At 53.4% G+C, this 18,831-nt stretch carries 21 protein-coding genes; 13 read left to right on the top strand and 8 right to left on the bottom strand.

Annotation, left to right across the window (positions count from 1 at the left end; genetic code table 11):
- Positions 1-57 precede the first annotated feature (57 nt).
- From ubiE to hemB, 9 genes are read left to right on the top strand one after another with little or no spacing between them, the layout of a single operon-like run.
- Positions 58-813, top strand: coding sequence for a bifunctional demethylmenaquinone methyltransferase/2-methoxy-6-polyprenyl-1,4-benzoquinol methylase UbiE (gene ubiE, locus H1D31_RS04195; RefSeq protein WP_008609703.1), 756 nt, complete (start codon positions 58-60; stop codon positions 811-813).
- Entirely contained in the window at positions 813-1,430 is a 618-nt protein-coding gene (locus tag H1D31_RS04200; protein WP_261256311.1) for an SCP2 domain-containing protein, read from the top strand. Before ubiE ends, H1D31_RS04200 begins: the two co-directional genes overlap by 1 nt.
- Positions 1,421-3,049, top strand: a complete 1,629-nt coding sequence (gene ubiB, locus H1D31_RS04205) for a ubiquinone biosynthesis regulatory protein kinase UbiB (protein ID WP_008609705.1) — start codon at positions 1,421-1,423, stop codon at positions 3,047-3,049. Before H1D31_RS04200 ends, ubiB begins: the two co-directional genes overlap by 10 nt.
- Positions 3,050-3,079: 30 nt before the next feature.
- On the top strand, positions 3,080-3,331 hold the full coding sequence (tatA, locus tag H1D31_RS04210) for a Sec-independent protein translocase subunit TatA (protein WP_261256313.1): 252 nt from the start codon (positions 3,080-3,082) through the stop codon (positions 3,329-3,331).
- A 2-nt stretch (positions 3,332-3,333) separates the two neighbouring features.
- The gene (tatB, locus tag H1D31_RS04215; protein ID WP_261256314.1) at positions 3,334-3,711 is read left to right on the top strand and encodes a Sec-independent protein translocase protein TatB; all 378 of its coding nucleotides are present in this window, start codon (positions 3,334-3,336) and stop codon (positions 3,709-3,711) included.
- Positions 3,689-4,441, top strand: a complete 753-nt coding sequence (tatC, locus tag H1D31_RS04220; RefSeq protein WP_008609708.1) for a twin-arginine translocase subunit TatC — start codon at positions 3,689-3,691, stop codon at positions 4,439-4,441. Before tatB ends, tatC begins: the two co-directional genes overlap by 23 nt.
- On the top strand, positions 4,438-4,932 hold the full coding sequence (locus tag H1D31_RS04225) for a hypothetical protein (RefSeq protein WP_261256317.1): 495 nt from the start codon (positions 4,438-4,440) through the stop codon (positions 4,930-4,932). Before tatC ends, H1D31_RS04225 begins: the two co-directional genes overlap by 4 nt.
- Position 4,933: 1 nt before the next feature.
- The gene (locus H1D31_RS04230) at positions 4,934-5,713 is read left to right on the top strand and encodes a TatD family hydrolase (protein ID WP_261256319.1); all 780 of its coding nucleotides are present in this window, start codon (positions 4,934-4,936) and stop codon (positions 5,711-5,713) included.
- Positions 5,714-6,721 (top strand): porphobilinogen synthase, encoded by a 1,008-nt coding sequence (gene hemB, locus H1D31_RS04235; RefSeq protein ID WP_008609711.1) that lies wholly within the window; start codon positions 5,714-5,716, stop codon positions 6,719-6,721. It begins immediately after the preceding gene.
- Between the two features lie 46 nt (positions 6,722-6,767).
- Here the strand turns inward: hemB and gppA are convergent, their stop codons facing one another.
- Complete coding sequence (gene gppA / locus H1D31_RS04240; protein ID WP_261256323.1) at positions 6,768-8,312, bottom strand: guanosine-5'-triphosphate,3'-diphosphate diphosphatase; 1,545 nt, start codon at positions 8,310-8,312, stop codon at positions 6,768-6,770.
- Positions 8,281-9,561 (bottom strand): ATP-dependent RNA helicase RhlB, encoded by a 1,281-nt coding sequence (gene rhlB / locus H1D31_RS04245; RefSeq protein WP_039925533.1) that lies wholly within the window; start codon positions 9,559-9,561, stop codon positions 8,281-8,283. Before rhlB ends, gppA begins: the two co-directional genes overlap by 32 nt.
- 101 nt (positions 9,562-9,662) lie before the next feature.
- Here rhlB and trxA point away from each other — a divergent pair, with 101 nt between their 5' ends.
- Both trxA and rho read left to right on the top strand, forming a co-directional pair.
- Positions 9,663-9,989 carry a thioredoxin TrxA gene (trxA, locus tag H1D31_RS04250; protein ID WP_008609714.1) on the top strand — a complete coding sequence of 109 codons (327 nt, stop codon included), beginning with the start codon at positions 9,663-9,665 and terminating at the stop codon, positions 9,987-9,989.
- A 195-nt stretch (positions 9,990-10,184) separates the two neighbouring features.
- Positions 10,185-11,450 carry a transcription termination factor Rho gene (gene rho / locus H1D31_RS04255; RefSeq protein WP_008609715.1) on the top strand — a complete coding sequence of 422 codons (1,266 nt, stop codon included), beginning with the start codon at positions 10,185-10,187 and terminating at the stop codon, positions 11,448-11,450.
- Between the two features lie 24 nt (positions 11,451-11,474).
- Here rho and H1D31_RS04260 read toward each other — a convergent pair whose 3' ends face one another.
- Genes H1D31_RS04260 through H1D31_RS04285 form a run of 6 tightly spaced genes read right to left on the bottom strand, consistent with a single transcriptional unit; the run spans position 11,475 to position 17,371 of the window.
- A complete protein-coding gene (locus H1D31_RS04260; protein ID WP_008609716.1) occupies positions 11,475-12,341 on the bottom strand; it encodes a hypothetical protein in 867 nt (288 codons plus the stop codon).
- A 57-nt stretch (positions 12,342-12,398) separates the two neighbouring features.
- Entirely contained in the window at positions 12,399-13,706 is a 1,308-nt protein-coding gene (gene deoA / locus H1D31_RS04265; protein WP_065954876.1) for a thymidine phosphorylase, read from the bottom strand.
- Positions 13,707-14,138, bottom strand: coding sequence for a cytidine deaminase (locus H1D31_RS04270; protein ID WP_008609718.1), 432 nt, complete (start codon positions 14,136-14,138; stop codon positions 13,707-13,709). It lies immediately after the preceding gene.
- A gap of 56 nt (positions 14,139-14,194) precedes the next feature.
- Entirely contained in the window at positions 14,195-15,370 is a 1,176-nt protein-coding gene (locus tag H1D31_RS04275; RefSeq protein ID WP_008609719.1) for an MFS transporter, read from the bottom strand.
- A gap of 43 nt (positions 15,371-15,413) precedes the next feature.
- Complete coding sequence (locus H1D31_RS04280) at positions 15,414-16,205, bottom strand: amidohydrolase (protein WP_261256334.1); 792 nt, start codon at positions 16,203-16,205, stop codon at positions 15,414-15,416.
- Positions 16,193-17,371 carry a methionine aminotransferase gene (locus tag H1D31_RS04285; protein ID WP_261256442.1) on the bottom strand — a complete coding sequence of 393 codons (1,179 nt, stop codon included), beginning with the start codon at positions 17,369-17,371 and terminating at the stop codon, positions 16,193-16,195. The genes H1D31_RS04280 and H1D31_RS04285 overlap by 13 nt, the downstream gene beginning before the upstream one ends.
- Before the next feature lie 134 nt (positions 17,372-17,505).
- Between H1D31_RS04285 and H1D31_RS04290 the strand changes: the two genes are divergently transcribed.
- Entirely contained in the window at positions 17,506-18,147 is a 642-nt protein-coding gene (locus H1D31_RS04290; protein WP_261256336.1) for a methylthioribulose 1-phosphate dehydratase, read from the top strand.
- Complete coding sequence (gene mtnC / locus H1D31_RS04295) at positions 18,144-18,821, top strand: acireductone synthase (RefSeq protein WP_261256338.1); 678 nt, start codon at positions 18,144-18,146, stop codon at positions 18,819-18,821. Before H1D31_RS04290 ends, mtnC begins: the two co-directional genes overlap by 4 nt.
- The last annotated feature ends 10 nt before the right edge of the window (positions 18,822-18,831 follow it).

An 18,831-nucleotide genomic window follows, 5' to 3' on the forward strand; every position in this document is an offset into this window, starting at 1 on the left:
GCTCGGCCGGCGTAATCTTTTACACTAGCGGCCTAATGTTCCCAAGCAGGCTTTGTTATGTCCGAACCTACCAATAACACCACGCATTTTGGCTTTAAATCTGTACCTAAAGAGCAGAAAGTTGCGATGGTCGCCGATGTCTTTCACTCGGTCGCCGCCAAGTACGACATTATGAATGACGTGATGTCGATGGGCATTCACCGGCTGTGGAAACGTTTTACTATCGACTGCAGCGGCGTGCGGGCCGGGCAACAGGTACTGGATCTGGCCGGGGGTACCGGCGATATTACTGCCTTATTCTCCAAACGGGTTGGTCCAAGCGGCAAAGTGGTACTGGCCGATATTAATGAGTCAATGCTAAATGTCGGCCGCGATAAACTGCGTGACCTGGGGCTGGTAAATAATATCGAGTTTGTGCAAGCCAACGCTGAAGCCCTGCCCTTTGCCGACAACAGCTTCGATATTGTCTCTATTGGCTTTGGTTTACGCAATGTCACCGATAAAGATGCGGCACTGCGCTCAATGTTCCGGGTGCTTAAACCCGGTGGCCGCCTGCTGGTACTGGAGTTCTCCAAGCCAGAAAGCGAATTACTCAGTAAAGCTTACGACCTCTACTCGTTCCGCATTCTGCCTTTTATGGGCCAGTTGATCGCCAATGATAAAGAAAGCTACCAGTATCTGGCCGAGTCAATCCGGATGCACCCGGATCAGGAAACCTTAAAGCAGATGATGCAGGACGCCGGCTTCCAGGAAGTCAGTTACCATAATCTGACCGGTGGTATTGTTGCCTTACATCGGGGCTATAAATTCTGATGTTGCCGTTATTGCCACAATTGCTGTGTGCGGTGGCAGAGCGGCTCAGCCGCAAAGCGATAGCGCTGGATCCATCCTGCCTGCCCAAACTGCGTCAGCTACAAGGCAAACAGCTGGCTTTCGCCTTACGCGAGCTGAAACTGACGATAGTGGTCAGCGCCGGTAGCGATAGTTTGCTATTTAATCAACAGGACGAAACGGCCGACTGCCGGATCAGTACCGATCTGGCCAGTTTGCGCCAACTGCGCGACCCCAGCCAGTTAACCCGCCTGATCAAAGCCGATGCCCTGCAAATTGACGGCGACTTACAGCTGGCGCAGCAATATGCCAGTTTTTTCCAGCAGCTTGACCCCGACTGGCAAACCGAGCTTGCCCGCTATCTGGGGGATGCCCCCAGTCATAAATTGTTGCAGACGTTAAGCCAACTCAACAGCTACTGTAGTCAGAAATGGCAGTTGTTACAGCAAACACAGCTCGAGCTGGTACAGGATGAACTGCAACTAGTACCGGTGCGGGCAGAATACGAGCTGTTTACCCAACAGCTTAGCCAACTGCAGGGGCAGGTAGAGCAAGTCCGACGCAAAATCCAACAACTGCAGGAGTCCAGGTGCGCCTAAGCCGTTTCTATCAGATCCAGAAAACCTTGCTGCAATATGGGCTGGATGAGCTGATCCCTGCCCAGTGGCAACCCTGGTATGCCCGGGCGGCGCGGCGTTGTCTGTTCTGGTTAAAAAACCGCTATCCCGAACAGTCTGTCGCCGCCAGACTGCGTCTGGCATTGCAAAGTCTGGGACCGGTCTGGATTAAGTTTGGCCAGATGTTATCCACCCGGCGCGATTTATTACCGGCCGAGCTGGCAGACGAGCTGGCGATCCTACAGGATAAGGTCAGCCCCTTTCCTGGTGAGCAAGCCAAGGCATTAATCGAGCAGGCGCTGGGACTAAATGATATCCAGCAGCTGTTCGCCGAATTCGACATTACACCTCTGGCTTCGGCCTCGATTGCCCAGGTGCACAGCGCCCGCTTGCAATTAGCTGACGGCACCCAGGCGGCTGTCGTGGTTAAGGTGATCCGCCCGGGGATCGAAAAGCAAATCCTGGCTGATCTCGCCCTGATGGACAGCCTGGCCGTAATCGCGGCCCGCCTGTTACCCGATGGCAAACGTCTGCGGCCACGGGAAGTGGTATCGGAATATCGCAAAACCATTCTCGATGAACTGGATTTGCAACGCGAAGCAGCGAACGCTATTCAACTACGACGCAACTTTGAAGGCTCAGATTCGCTGTATATTCCTTTTGTTTACGCCGATTACAGCCGCAGTAATATTATGGTCATGGAACGGATCTATGGTATTCCGGTTTCTGATATCGCGGCACTGGAAGCGCAAGGCACTAATATGGAGCTGCTGGCCAAACGCGGGGTCGAGGTGTTTTTTACCCAGGTATTCCGTGACAGCTTTTTTCATGCCGACATGCATCCGGGGAATATCTTCGTTGCGCGTGAGCATCCGGAAAATCCAAAGTATATCGGTATTGATTGTGGCATCGTGGGTACCCTCAATGCCGAAGATAAGCGCTATCTGGCAGAAAATTTTGTCGCCTTTTTTAATCGCGATTATCGCAAGGTGGCACAGCTGCATCTGGACTCTGGCTGGGTACCCGCCCATACCAAGGTAGAAGAATTTGAAAGTGCGATCCGCACCGTCTGCGAGCCAATTTTTCAAAAGCCGCTGGCTGAGATTTCCTTTGGGCATGTGCTGCTGAATTTATTTAATACAGCGCGCCGCTTTGAAATGCAGGTCCAGCCGCAGTTGGTGCTGTTGCAGAAAACCCTGCTCTATATTGAGGGTTTAGGGCGGCAACTGTATCCGCAACTGGATTTATGGAAAACAGCTAAACCCTTTCTGGAAAACTGGGTCAAACAACAGGTAGGCTTGCCAGCGATTTGGCGGCAGGTGAAAGAGAATTTTCCGTTCTGGGCAGAAAAAATGCCCCAGATGCCGGAGCTACTGCACCGCTATCTGGAGCAAGGCCCACGGCAACAACAGGCGCTGCTGTTGCAGTTACAAGCGTTGCAACAACAACAGCAACATGGGAAAGCGCAAATTATTAGTGCGGTGCTTGCAGCAGCCAGCTTAATCAGTGCTAGTATAGCGCTTAGCATCAATTTACCGGTACTGGCCAGCCTGTTGGGGGCCGGTGCCATCGCCCTAACGGTTAGGGCGCTGCTGCACTAGCAGCAGTCAGGCAATTCCGAGGATAAGAGCATGGGTTTTGGTGGTATTAGTATCTGGCAACTGTTGATTGTATTGGCGATTATTGTTTTGCTGTTCGGCACCAAGAAGCTGCGCGGTATTGGCTCTGATTTAGGCTCAGCCATCAAAGGATTCCGCAGCTCAATTAAAGATGAAGAGCAGCCGGAACAGCCAGCCGCCGAGCAAAAGCCACAACAGCTGCCAGAGCAGAAAAACACCGCTGCCAACAGCAACACGGTTAACACTGAAAAAGATAAAATCTGATTATGGGCTTTTGGGAACTGCTGGTTATCGCGGTGGTCGCCCTGCTGGTGCTGGGACCGGAACGCCTGCCCGGGGCGATCCGCAGTACCGTGAAGACAGTGCGCAGTATCAAACAGTTTGGCCAGCAAATGCAGGCCGAGCTGAATGACAACCTGCGTGTACATGAGTTACATCAAAAGCTAAAAGACGCTGAGGCCAAAGGCCTGGTTAATCTGACTGCTGAGGAAACCGCAGCGCTAAAGGAGCTCACCGAAGCGGCAAATGCGGTGCGCCCGGCCAGTTCTGCTCAGGCGACACCTTTGCCAGTGCCAACCCCAGAAACTCCAGCACCAACTGCCGAAGAGACCGCTGTAAAGAATGAAAACAAAACCGGATCCTGACAGCCTGTTAGGTCACCTCGTCGAGTTACGTAACCGTCTGCTCCGCTGCGTTATTGCGGTATTAATCGTCTTTGCTGCGCTGGCTTACTTTGCGCGTGATATCTACGCCCTGCTGGCAGAACCACTGTTAGCGGTGTTGCCGGAAGGCACCAGCATGATTGCCACTGACGTTGCAGCACCCTTTTTCGCACCCTTTAAGCTGACCTTTATTGTCGCGATCTGTCTGGCTATTCCGTATATTCTATGGCAAGTGTGGCAATTTATTGCGCCGGCGCTATACAGCCGTGAGAAAAAGCTGATGGCACCGCTGGTTTTCAGCAGCACCCTGCTGTTTTATGCCGGCATAGCGTTTGCCTACTTTGTCGTCTTCCCACTGATTTTCGCCTTTTTTACCAGTGTCGCGCCGGCCGGTGTCACCATTGCTACCGATATCAGCAGCTATCTGGATTTCGTGCTGAAGCTGTTCTTTGCTTTTGGCTTATCTTTTGAGATCCCGATTGCGATTCTGTTATTGATCTGGAGCGGCAGCGTAACCCGGCAGGCACTGGCCGAAAAGCGCCCTTATATTATTGTCGGCGCCTTTGTACTTGGCATGTTATTAACACCGCCTGATGTCTTATCACAAACCCTACTGGCTATTCCGATGTGGCTGTTGTTTGAAGCCGGCCTTTGGCTCAGCCGTTTTTATCAGCCCAAGACTGATGAACCCTCGCAGGAACAAGAACCATGAAATTACTGTTTACGACTTCAACTTTCGCCCTGTTACTGTTAGCCAGCCCCATGCTACAGGCGCAAAGTTCGCTGGCAGCGCAATTAGAGCAGTGCCGTACCGAGCAAAATGCGTTAAAGCGGCTGGTCTGCTATGACGAAATTAATCTACGCACTGCAGGCACCGTAGCCACCCCGGCACCACAGGCCGCTGAACGCGCGCGGCAAGCCACTACTGCCACGCCAGCCACAGATAATTTCGGCAAAGAACATCGTCAGGTCGCGGCAGATCCGGTGGACCAACTCTATGCCACTGTCACCAAGCTTAGCCTGAGTCCACGTAAAGAAATGATTATTGAGCTGGATAATGGCCAAATCTGGCGTCAGAGCGGCTCTGGCCAATTCCCCCTACAAAGCGGTGAGCGCATCTATATTAAGCGTGGCATGCTGGGCGCTTTCTATCTGGGTAAAGATGGCAGCAACCGCACCCTGAAAGTGGTACGCAGCAACTAAGATGCGCTGGTTTGATGCCGGGGTAAATTTATTTAGCCCGCAATTTGCCGGTCAGGAAGCCGCTATTGTGGACGAAGCGCAGGCGGCTGGCATAGCGCGTTTGCTGTTAATTAGCAGTGAGCTGGCAGAAAGCCAACACAACCTGGGGTTCCGCCAGCAATATGCGAACTGCTACACCACAGCAGGCGTCCATCCGCATCAGGCAGCCCAGGTTAGTAGCGACTGGCTGGCTAGCCTGCAACAGCTGGCACTTCAGCCTGGCGTAGTCGCGATTGGCGAATGTGGCTTGGACTTTAACCGCGATTTTTCGCCGCGTCAGCAACAACAACAGGTTTTCGCCGAGCAGCTGCAACTGGCTAAACAGCTTGATAAAGCGGTGTACCTGCATGAAAGGGATGCCTTTGCTACCCAACTGGCGATGCTAAACGAGCAACAAATCAGCTATGGCATCGCGCACTGCTTTACCGGCGATCGCAGTCAGCTCCAAGCTTACCTGGACCTGGGGCTCTATATTGGCATCACCGGCTGGCTCTGCGACGAACGTCGCGGTCAGGCATTACAGCAAGCCATCCACTATATTCCGGCCGATCGCTTAATTCTGGAGACCGACGCCCCCTACTTACTCCCCAGAACAGTAAGACCCAGACCAAAACGTAATACCCCGGCGTTACTGCCGGCGATAGCGGCGGAGGTCGCGCGGCTGACTGGCCGTGAGCTGGCCGTAATCGCAGCGCAAACCTATGCTAATAGCTGCCGGCTATTTCAACTTGAGGATCACTAAGTGAATACAAATCGCTATTTCCCAGCCAGCCGGCCCCGCCGGATGCGTGAACAGGACTTTAGTCGCCGCCTGATGGCCGAACACAAGCTGACAGTCGATGATCTGATTTATCCGCTGTTTATTGTCGAAGGTGAACAACAACGGGAGAGTATCGCCTCCATGCCAGGTATTGAGCGACTGAGTCTCGACCTGCTGCTTGAGGAAGCGAAAGAGCTGGTGGCGCTCGGTATTCCTGCCATCGCGCTGTTCCCGGTGGTACCGGCAGCGAAGAAGTCATTAAACGCTGAAGAGGCCTGGCAGCCGGATGCGCTGGTGCAACGGGCGGTAAAACTACTGAAACAGCAGGTTCCGGAACTGGGCATTATCACTGATGTGGCCTTGGATCCTTTTACTACCCACGGTCAGGACGGCATCATTGATGATAACGGTTATGTGCTAAATGATATCACCACTGAGGCGCTGGTGAAGCAAGCACTGTCACATGCTGCTGCCGGTGCCGATATCGTTGCGCCTTCGGATATGATGGATGGCCGGATTGGCGCTATCCGCGAGGCGCTGGAAGACGCAGGTTATGTTAATACCCGTATTCTGGCTTACTCGGCGAAATACGCCTCCAGTTACTATGGCCCCTTCCGTGATGCGGTTGGCTCTGCTGGCAACCTTAAAGGTGGTAATAAAAAAACCTATCAGATGGATCCGGCTAACAGCAACGAAGCCTTGCATGAAGTCGCGTTGGATCTGGAAGAAGGCGCTGATATGGTGATGGTCAAGCCCGGTATGCCTTATCTGGATATCGTACGGCGGGTAAAAGACGAGTTTGGCGTGCCTACTTTTGCTTATCAGGTCAGTGGTGAATATGCGATGCATATGGCGGCGATCCAGAATGGCTGGCTGGCTGAACAACCGGTGATTATGGAGTCGTTACTGGCATTTAAACGCGCCGGCGCCGATGGCATCCTGACCTACTTCGCCAAGAAAGTTGCGATCTGGTTAAAACAGGGCGCCTGAGACCAGCGGCGCCTGTGCTTCGCGGCAGGCGCCCGGCAAAGCCCGCTTAATTGATACTCAGCTGCCAACCAGCTTGTTGCTGGTACTGGATTTCCTGTTCCAGCTCGGCACGCATCAAAGGGTGTTGTTCCAGCCAACCGTTCGGTAAAACCAGCTCCAGGCTTTCTGCCTTAGCGTTGATCGTGACCTGAGGCAGGGCCTCATGCCGGCGTCGCATCGACAATATCACCGCCAGGCGCAGGATACGGGTCAGACGCACCGCCAACACCACTGACGTCATCGTCTGCCGGGCCAGTACTTCAGGCATGATTTCGGCGCGATGGTTATGTACCAGAGCCATTAACAACTGCTGCTGTGCGCGGGTAAAGCCGGGTAAATCGGAGTGGCTGATAATATAGGCACCATGATGATGGTGATTTTTGTATTCGATTAACAGGCCAAGTTCATGCAACAAGGCACTACACCGCAGCATGCTCAGGCCTTCAAACTTCTGCAGATCCCAGCGACTTTGTAATTGCGCCGCCAGCTCCAGTGCCATCTCAGCCACCCGCTGCGCATGCTGTTGATCAATAAAATAGCGGATCATCAGACTGTTTACGGTACGGTGCCGGACATTGGCATCCTGCAGTTGCGGCAGCATGCTGTACAATACGCCTTCACGCAGCGCACCGCCGGACAGTGTCATGCCCTGAATATCCAGCTGCCGGAACAGGGCAATCAGAATGGCTAAGCCGGATGGAAATACCTGCTTGCGTTCCTGCGCCAGCCCAACCAGATTTAGCTGCTGCAACTGGCCACAGGCCATCACCTGCTGCAAGATATCATCCAGTTTTTGCAGGGTAATCACTTCGTCTTTACCCTGAGCGACCAGCATTTCCTGTACCGCCTGCACTGTGCCCGATGCGCCCACCGCCAGCTGCCAGCCGGCCTGCCGGAACTCGCTGACAATAGGCTGAATTTGTTGCTCAGCCGCAGCTATCGCCGCCAAAAAGTTTTCTTCGCTCAGTTGCTGATCGCTGAAATAGCGTTCCAGGTAGGTGACACAACCCATATTTAAACTGGCCAGCTGTTTCGGGCTAAAGCCCTGACCAATCACCACCTCGGTACTGGCGCCACCAATATCAATCACCAGGCGACTGCTATCACTGTTGGAGGTATGGGCCACGCCCAGATAAATGATGCGGGCTTCGTCCTCGCCGCTAATCACCTCGACTTTTTGCCCTAAAATGGCTTCGGCCTCGGTTAAAAAGCTGCTGACATTGCGCGCCAGACGCAAAGTCGCGGTGCCAACGATACGGATATTCTGACTGGGGATGTCCTGCAGGCGCTCGGCGAAAAGGGCCAGGCACTCCCAGCCACGTTTCATTGCTTTATGACTGAGCACCAGGCTGTCGTTTAAACCGGCCGCCAGCCTGACCTTGCGTTTGACCCGGCCAATCACCTGCACCGAACCTCCGACCACCTTGACCATCAGCATATGAAAGCTGTTGGAGCCAAGATCGATCACCGCATAGATATCACTATGCGGTGAAGGCGTAGCCACTTTGGCTGCGGTGAGATCAGGGGCGATTACGCGGGGCTCTGGCGCCATGGCTACTGCGTCCACTATGGCTGCGACCACCACTGCGGGCCTGGCCCGGGCGGCGTCTGACCCGCGGTTTTGGCGGGGTAAGATCGGTCAGCAAGGCATCCACGTCGTACTGGGTAACCGGGATCGGATGCTTGATATAGTCTTCAATCGCCGTCAGATTTAACGCATAACGTTCGCAGGCAAAACTGATCGCTTTACCACTCTCGCCAGCGCGACCGGTGCGGCCAATGCGATGTACGTAGTCTTCGCAGTCATCCGGCAAATCGTAGTTAAAAACATGGCTGACTTTCGGGATATGTAAACCACGGGCGGCAACATCGGTCGCCACCAGGATATCCAGTTTGCCGGTAGTAAAATCATCGAGGATTTTCAGCCGCTTTTTCTGGATCACGTCACCGGTTAATAAGCCAACCCGGTGACCATCGGCGTCTAACCAATGATAGACATCTTCACAGGCATGCTTGGTATTAGCAAACACTATGGCTTTATCCGGCCACTCTTCTTCCAACAGCGTTAGCAACAGCGGCATCTTATGTTCATGGGCCGGATAGAACAGTTCTTCACTGATCCGGCTACCAGTCATTTCTTCCGGCGCGATATGGATATGTACCGGCTGATTCATCTTCTCAAACGCCAGTTCCTGCACTTTATATGACAGGGTGGCAGAGAATAATAGACTTAAGCGTTCAGTCGCCGGCGGCATCCGGTTAAACATAAAGCGGATATCTTTGATAAAGCCAAGATCAAACATCCGATCTGCTTCATCCAGCACCACGACCTGAATTTGCGACAGGTCGTACAAACCTTGTTTCAGGTAATCGATCAGCCGGCCGGTGGTACCAATTAAAATATCTACACCCTGCTCCAGGGCCTGGCGTTGAGAATCATAGCCCTCGCCCCCATAGATCAGACCAAGCCGCAGGTTGGCTTTTTGCGCCAGCATTACGGCATCATTATGGATCTGAACGGCCAGTTCGCGCGTAGGAGCCATAATAATAGCCCGCGGTTGGCCTGAGCCTTTCGGCTCATGGGTCAGCAGATGGTGAAAGGTCGCCGTTAAGAAAGCCAGTGTTTTACCCGTACCTGTTTGCGCTTGACCGGCGATATCTTTGCCAGCTAGCGCCAGGGGTAAACATTGGGCCTGAATTGGCGTACAATAACCGAAACCTTGCGCATTCAATGCGTCAAGAACCTGGGGCGCCAATGCGAAATCGGCGAATTTATGCGATGTTAAGTGTGTTTTATTCATACCTGCCTAGCATAACTGTTACGCTTGCAATAAGAAACAGCCGCGATTAAATTGATAATAGATATTTGCAGTGTAACTGCACAGCCTGAACGGAGAAATAGATGAGCGAACATATTTTACAGGTTTCTGACGACAGTTTCGAAACTGACGTGTTAAAAGCAGAAGCGCCGGTACTGGTAGACTTCTGGGCAGAGTGGTGTGGGCCTTGTAAAATGATCGCGCCAATCCTGGATGATGTCGCCACTGAATACGCCGGTAAGGTCACTGTTGCTAAGGTCAATATCGACCAGAACCCGAATACACCACCTAAGTTTGGTATTCGTGGTATTCCAACCTTACTGTTATTCAAAAACGGTCAGGTTGCAGCAACCAAGGTTGGTGCGCTGTCAAAAACCCAGTTAAAGCAGTTCCTGGATAGCAATATCTAAGTACGGTACGAAAAAGGCGTATTTTTATACGCCTTTTTAAATTGTCTGCTGGACGCAGTCATCATCAGCTGCTATTGTGTGCAATAGCAAAAGTCCTGAACCACGCTTGTCTGTCGAAAAAACCAACTTCAATCCCTTATTTTTATCGAACCGATAAGCTTTTACTCTGTTTTTACCAACAAGAACCCATCAAATATGCATTTAACAGAACTGAAACTGAAGCCAATTAGCGAACTGGTTGAGCTGGCTGAGTCTATGGGCCAGGAAAATATGGCCCGTCTGCGCAAGCAAGACATCATTTTCGCCATCCTGAAAGCCCATGCCAAGAACGGTGAAGAAATTTACGGTGACGGCGTACTGGAAATTCTACAGGACGGCTTCGGTTTTCTGCGCTCCTCTGACAGCTCTTATCTGGCCGGCCCGGATGATATCTATGTCTCGCCGAGTCAGATCCGCCGTTTTAACCTGCGTACCGGTGACAGTATTTCAGGTTTGATCCGGCCACCGAAAGAAGGTGAGCGTTATTTCGCGCTGTTAAAAGTCAGCGAAGTCAACTTCGGTAAACCAGAGCAGGCCCGCAATAAGATCCTGTTTGAAAACTTAACGCCTCTGCACGCCAATTCACGCCTGCGGATGGAACGGGGTAATGGCAGCCGTGAAGATATCACTGCCCGGGTATTAGATCTGGCAGCGCCGATTGGCCGTGGTCAACGTGGTCTGATTGTAGCCCCGCCGAAAGCCGGTAAAACCATCTTATTACAGAATATTGCACAGTCGATTGCCGCCAACCACCCTGAGTGTGTGCTGATGGTATTACTGATCGATGAGCGTCCGGAAGAAGTCACCGAGATGCAACGCCTGGTAAAAGGTGAAGTGGTGGCCTCGACTTTCGATGAACCAGCCAGCCGTCACGTCCAGGTTGCGGAGATGGTGATTGAAAAAGCCAAGCGCTTGGTCGAACACAAAAAAGATGTGATTATCCTGCTCGACTCAATTACCCGTTTAGCCCGTGCTTACAACACCGTGATCCCAAGCTCCGGCAAAGTATTAACCGGTGGTGTCGATGCCAACGCGCTGCATAAACCAAAACGCTTCTTCGGTGCCGCCCGTAATGTGGAAGAAGGTGGCAGCCTGACCATCATCGCGACGGCGTTGGTTGATACCGGCTCGAAAATGGACGAGGTTATCTACGAAGAGTTTAAAGGTACCGGTAATATGGAATTACACCTGTCGCGCAAAATTGCTGAGCGCCGGGTATTCCCTGCTATCGACTTTAACCGCTCTGGTACCCGCCGCGAAGAGTTATTGGCGTCACCGGAAGAGCTGCAAAAAATGTGGATTTTACGCAAGATCCTCAATCCAATGGATGAGACAGATTGCATGGAGTTCCTGATCGATAAGCTTTCGATGACCAAAACCAACGATGAGTTTTTCGACGCGATGAAGCGGCAGAAATCTTAATTCTGTCAGCTAGAAAAAACCGGCTTAAGGCCGGTTTTTTTCTGCCATTTGCTGCTTCAACTGCAGAAATTTCGGCAGCAAAATTTGTCTGGCGTTCTGATCCAGCCAGTAAAACAGCAGCTCCTGAAAATCATCAGCCTGCCACAATACCGGTAATACCTGATTGATTTCCGTGATCAGCTGCTGACTCAACGGATGCTTATTGCAAGTGATATAGGACACCGAATAAGGCGAAGCACCAAGCAGCGCGGCGCTGGCAATATCGCTGGTATAAGCCAGGTTACGCTGATAAAACTGCATCCGCTCAGGGTATTCAATGACATAATCGATACGTCGGGAATGCAGCAGCGCTGCCGCATTCAATTCACTGGTAAACTCTGTCGCCAGCAGATTGCTGCCTTGCTGGCCTATCGCCTGTAGCATCACCTCGGGATAATACCTGTTGGGTTGATAGGCGCCAATCAGCTCCGGATGCTGTACCAGCTTATTAATATCCAACGTCAGATCGCCTTCAACATAGTCGGCGACCATGCTAGTACTAACATAATTTACCGCGAAGCCCGGGCCGATCGCCACCGGCAAAGAGTAATAACGGGTACTGGCCCGCTCCTCGGTATACAACGAGCCCGCGATACAGATAATTTCGTCGCTGCGCTGAAAATGCGGCTCAATTCGCCCCAGACTGATTAAGCGGCTTTGATGCTGATACTGCGGCAGTAAGGCCGCCAAGCGCTTAAGTAACAGATCAAAGGTGCCCTTACCCAGATGTGGCCCTTCCAGGATCTGGTGCGGTGCCCAATCTGTTTGTAACCAGACCACAGTAGGATTGCCCGCCGCAGCAGCTGCGGGCAATATTGAGGTCGCCACCAGATAAAACGCACTACTTAACACTAAAATTCCCTCTTGTGTTATCAGGGCGGATGCTGCAGAAATTCTGCAGCCTTTCGGTTAGCCGATAACCTGATGCAATAATGGGTAACTGACAGCGGCACCAAACTGACAGGCCGCCAGATATTCCGCTTGTGCTACAGCGGCAGCCTCGCTAGTCGCTGCATGCACCATCGCAATCGGCTCGCCGGCGCTAACCTCAGTGCCCGCGGCAACAATGTTGCTAAAACCCACTGCCGGATCAATTTGTTGTGCCGGGTGTGAGCGACCGCCGCCCAAACGTACCACCGCCATCCCTAAGCCAACGGTGTCAGTATAGACCAGTTTGCCCGTTTGTGGAGCCAGTACCGGAACAACCACCGGCGCCTGCGCCAGATAGTTATCAGGCCGCTCCAGTAAATCTGCCGGCCCTCCCAAGGCACTGACCATTTTGGCAAAGATTTCAGCGGCTTTACCACTGCTCAGACTATGTTCCAGCGCAGCGATGGCGGCGGCCTTATCCTGATAGCGTTTACCGAGCAGCAGCATATTGGCACCCAACTCCAGCGTCAGCTGGTGTAACCGTGGTTCGCGGTATTTGCCGGTCAGATAATCCAGCGTTTCGACCACTTCCAGCGCATTACCGGCGGTGGTGCCGAGGATCTGATTCATATCAGTAATCAGGGCCCGGGTGGCGACACCGGCGCCAGTTGCGGTGTTAACAATACTGTGGGCTAAGGCACTGGCATCCTCTGCCGTGGCCATAATGGCACCGTTACCGACTTTGACATCCATCACCAGGGCATCCAGCCCTTCGGACAGCTTTTTCGATAGAATAGAAGCGGTAATCAGCGGAATGGATTCCACTGTCGCCGTCACATCGCGAATCCCATAGAGCCGGCGATCGGCCGGCGCCAGTTCACTGCTCTGGCCGACAATGACACAGCCCAGCTCAGGTAACAGCTGGCGAATTTTCGTCAGGGGTTGCGTACAGCTATAGCCCGGTATAGCTTCCAGTTTATCGACGGTACCACCGGTGTGCCCGAGGCCGCGCCCGGCAATACTGGGCATAAAGGCGCCACAGGCCGCAACCATCGGCGCCAGCATCAGGGTCACCTTGTCACCGACACCGCCAGTACTGTGTTTATCCACCACCGGACCATTCAGGCCCGGCCATTGTAATACAGTACCGGAGTCGCGCATGGCCAGCGTCAGTGCTACCGTTTCCGGTACCGTCATGCCATTTAAATAAATCGCCATCGCCAGCGCCGCAGCCTGGCTATCGCTAAAGCTGTCGTCGGTCAGCCCCTGCACAAACTGCCGGATCTCGGCTTCGTTTAACACGCCACCATTGCGCTTACGTTTAATAATTTCCTGTGGAATGGCCATTTATACATCCTTTTCAATTTTTGTGCTGGCTGCAAGATAGGTTGGCGTAAACGCATCCGGCAATAATTGCTGCAAACTCCAGCTCTGTTGCTCGCCTAAATGATTACAACTGGCGATCGGACTGTCTGGTAAAAAGAATTCGGCGATCACCTGCCGGCAAATACCGCAGGGCGGTGTAAGTTTCGTTTGCGGGGTATATACCATTAACGCCTGAAAGCGACGTTGGCCGGCCACCACGGCGGCGGCGATGGCATTACGCTCGGCGCAAACCGTACCGCCGTAGGAAGCGTTCTCAACATTACAGCCGGTGAAGATCTGACCATTTTCAGCCAGTACTGCCACACCAACCGGAAACTGACTATAGGGCGCATAAGCCTGCGCGGCGGCATCTTTGGCAGCCTGTTGCAGGGCTGCCCAATCGAGTTGTTTCACTATTTGAAACCCGGTTAACCAATGGGCATATAGTGTTGCCGCGAATCCGTCGCCGGTCAAGCCCTGCTTACGCGTGCCGCCAGCAGTCGACAAAACACGAGCAGGGTCAGCAATAACCAGAAACTGGCCAGTGGCACCAGCCAGAACGCATTAACGATGCCGGCTTGCTCGGCCCAAAGCCCGGTTAGTAGTCCGGCAAACTGGAAACCAACCGCACTGCCAATGCTGGCAATACCGGACAGTACCGGGCCATTGTCACTATCCAGATCCATCACCGTAGCCAGCATCAACGGGAAAATGGCGCCAATCCCCAGACCCAGCAATAAATTTCCTACCCCGAGCAGCGCAACTGTCGCTCCCAGCTTTACCAACAAAGCACCACTGACGGTCAGGATACCTAACAACAGTAACAACTGGCTTGCCGTTAACCAACGCAGCAAGAGCGCAAAGCCCAGCCGGCTCAGCACCATACCGCCGGTAAACCAGGCCAGCAGTAACCGGCTTTGCTCTGCCTGTAAACCGAGGCCGGTTACCGCATAGCTGACAAACCAGTTACCCTGGCCCCACTCCGCCGCGCCATAACCAATCATCACCAGTAGTAGCAGTAAAAACAGTGGCTGGCGTAATAATGCCGTGTAAGACAAACTTCTGGCGCCGCTACGCGCCGGCTGCGCCAAAGCCGGTAACCTTGAAGCCGCCCAGTAGCTGTAACAGGCAATAACAAGCAGGCCAAAAGCAAGGATCCGTAGCGGCCAGCGCCAGTCATCCAGGTAGCGGAACAGCAGTACCACCCACAGGGGCGCGGTAAGGGTGCCAAGACTAAACATAAAGTCCATCAGTCCCATCATCGCCGCCCTGCGGTTAGCAAATAAGCGGGCGATCAGCGTATGGCCAATGGTAAACATAATGGAATAGGTCATGCCGATCAGAGTGATCAGCAGCAGTAAATAGCGCCAGTCGTTAACCAGCGAGATCAGTAGTAACCAACAGGCGGATAACAGCGCCAGTGCCGCGAACAGCTTTAAAAACTGAAACTTCTGCGCATACTTACCGCCCAGCACGGCACCGAGTATGGTGCCAACCGACATCAGACTAAAGAACAGACCGCTAAGGCTTTTCGATAGCGCCAGCTCTGCCGCCAAATCAGGCAGCAGCAAGCCCCACAGAATAATCAGGTTACCGAGGATAAAGAAACCGCTAAAGATCACGGCAGTCGGTGCAGCACGCGACATCGCTAAACTCCCTGCGCCAGCTTACCGCAGCTGCGGTTTGGCACTAACGTAATTCGAAAGCATCGGCATCCAGCTGCGCCGGAAACTGCTGCCGGAACTGCTGTAACGCCGCCAGATCGACCTCGGCATAAAGGATGCCGCTCTGCTCAGGCGCCAGCTCAGCCAGTGGCTGGCCCAGATAATCGACAATCAGGCTATCGCCGCGGTAATTAAGACCATTAGCATCCTGCCCCACCCGGTTGCAGCCAAACACATAGGCCTGATTTTCAATCGCTCTGGCCTGCAATAATAACCACCAGGCGCGGCTACGCGGCGCCGGCCAGTTTGCGACATAAATTATGGCATCATAATCGCCCAGGTTGCGGCTAAAAACCGGAAAGCGCAGGTCATAACAGACCTGCAGCAAGATGCGCCAGCCTTGCCAGTTAACAATAACCCGCTGCTGTCCGGCGGCATAAGCCTGATGCTCACCGGCCATGCGGAATAAATGGCGTTTATCATAGGACTGTACCGCACCATCCGGGGTGACAAAATACAGCCGGTTCACATAGTGCCCGTCAGCTGCGCGAACCGCCAGCGAACCGGCAATGGCACTTTGATAGTGCGCCGCCTGCTGTTTAAGCCAGCTTAGTGCCGGCCCGGGCTCATGCTCGGCGATACGGGCACTGTCCATACTAAAACCACTGGCAAACATTTCTGGCAATACCAGCAAGTCTGCGGCCGGGGCGGCGGCCAGTTGCCGCGACAGCGCCTGCAGGTTAGCCGCAGTATCCTGCCATACCAGTTCTGTTTGCAGCATCGCTACCCTTAGCTTGGGTGCCATCACAGCCGGCATAACACCTCCGCGGCCTGAGCCAGTGTCGTATCCTGCTTGGCAAAACACAGCCGGATTATCCGTGCATTGGACCCATGCTGATAAAATACCGACAGCGGGATCGCCGCCACTTTATGCTCGATGGTCAGATAACGGCAAAAACTGAGGTCATCCAGCTCTGGCGCAATGGCGCTATAGTCCAGCAGCTGAAAATAAGTACCCTGACAAGGTAACAAGCTGAACCGACTACCGCTTAACGCCTGGCGGAACTGATCGCGCTTGTGCTGGTAAAACGCCGCCAGCTCGGTCACCTGCTGCGGCTGTTCGCGCAGCATCTCGGCGATCGCATATTGCGCCGGCGTAAAACTGGAGAAGGTGACATACTGATGAATTTTCCGAAACTCTGTCATCAGCCCAGCTGGCGCCACCGCATAACCGAGTTTCCAGCCGGTAACATGAAAGGTTTTACCAAAGGATGACACAATAACCGAACGTGCCGCCAGTTCCGCAAAACAATTCGCGCTCAGCCGCGGTGCCGCATCGTACACCATATGCTCGTAAACTTCGTCACTAAGACAATACAGGCCATGCTGGGTAACCAAGTGCTGCAAGGCCAGCCAGTCTGCATGGCTAAATACCATTCCGGTTGGATTATGCGGGCTATTGACGATAATCAACTTGGTACGCGGCGTGAGCCGTGTCGCCACCTGCTGCCAGTCAACCCGATAATCCGGCGCCTCTAAACGCAAATGCACCGGTACACCACCGGCCAACTGAATAGCCGGGCTATAGCTGTCGTATGCCGGGTCAAACAGGAGTACCTCGTCACCCGGCTGCACCAGCATCTGGATCGCGACAAATAAGGCCTCAGTGGCGCCGCTGGTGACGGTGATCTCACGGCTCTCATCCAGAACTCGGCCATAACAGCGTGCGGTCAGGGCGGCAATTTGCTGCAGTAACAAGGGAACACCCGGCATCGGCGCATATTGGTTTAAGCCAGCGCTACTGTGCCTGGCCAGCGCGGCCAAAAGCTGGCTATCGGCAGCAAAATCGGGAAAACCCTGCGATAAATTAATGGCTTGCTGCTCTGCCGCTAACTGCGACATCTGACTGAAGATGGTGGTGCCCACCGCGGGTAACTTGGAAACTATCGACATAAGGGCTGAAAAAGTTGCGAAAACCGGCATCAATGCTATCATTTGGCAGGTTTCAAGTATAGACATCTAAACGCTCAAGCGTATAAACGCCTTAATGGTTATAATATTTAACCGCGTCAGGCAATAAATAGCGACGAATCGCAGCGAATAACCAGGTCAGTAGCATGAATAATACAGCCCATGTGCATCAGCTTAACCCTAACGCCATTGCGCTCTGCAGCCTTGGCCGCTGGATCGCCAGCCGGCATTGGGTGCCCGCCACCGGCGGTAATTTCTCCATTCGTCAGAGCGAAAACAGCGCCCTGGTCACCGCTTCCGGCAAAGATAAAGGCGAACTCAGCCCACAAGATCTGCTACCGGTAAGCTGGCAGGATGAACAGCTGTCCAGTCCACACGGAACGCCGTCAGCAGAGACGGCCTTACACGCCGAATTATACCGGCTGGATCCGGCCATTAAAGCAGTACTGCATACCCACTCAGTACATGCCACCGTATTTTCGCGTCTGGTGCAGGCCGACAGCTATCTGTTTAGCGGCTACGAGATGCAAAAAGCCATCACCGGCATTAAAAGTCACCAGCAGTTATTGCCACTGGCGGTATTTGATAATACACAGGATATCCCGGCCCTGGCGAAACAGCTACGCCAACGCTGGCAGCAAAAACCCTTGCCGTTTGCACTGCTGGTACGCGGCCATGGTCTTTATGCCTGGGGCCACAGCCTGGAGCAGGCAAAAAGGCATTTGGAGGGTTGGGAATTTCTTATACACTGCGAACTGGAACGTATTAAATTAACAGGCTTACCGTGAACTACCGCGCCATTATTACCGATATTGAAGGCACCACCAGCCGCATCAGCTTTGTCACCGACATCTTGTTTCCGTACGCCAAAGCGCATTTACCGGCCTTTATTCAGCGTGAGCAACAGCAGCCGGCGGTGGCAGCAGAACTGGATGCCATCCGGCGCCTGCTGGGCCAGCCGGCCGCCAGCACCGACGACTGTATTGCCGCCTTGCTGGACTGGATCGCTGCCGATAAAAAACTGACACCGCTAAAAACCCTGCAAGGCATGGTTTGGCAGCATGGTTATCAGCAAGGCCATTTTCAGGGCCATATTTATCCGGATGCCGCCGCGCAACTGCGCCACTGGCAACAGCAGGGCATCCAACTTTATGTATACAGCTCCGGCTCAGTGCAGGCGCAACAGCTGCTGTTCCAGTACAGCGAGGCAGGTGATCTGCGGCCGCTGTTCAGCGGCTACTTTGATACCCGCATCGGCGCTAAGCAGGAGATCGCCAGCTATGCAGCTATCCTGCAGCATTTACAGCTACCGCCCAATCAGGTGCTGTTTTTATCCGATGTCCCGGCCGAGCTCGACGCCGCCGCTAAGCTTGGCATTGCCACAGTGCAACTGATCCGGGAGCAGCAAGCGCCCAGCCAGCACCAGCGGGCCGAAAATTTTTATCAGATTGAGGTGCAATAAGAGGTGGAAA

This window comes from Alishewanella sp. BS5-314, assembly GCF_025377695.1.
Classification (GTDB): domain Bacteria; phylum Pseudomonadota; class Gammaproteobacteria; order Enterobacterales; family Alteromonadaceae; genus Alishewanella; species Alishewanella aestuarii.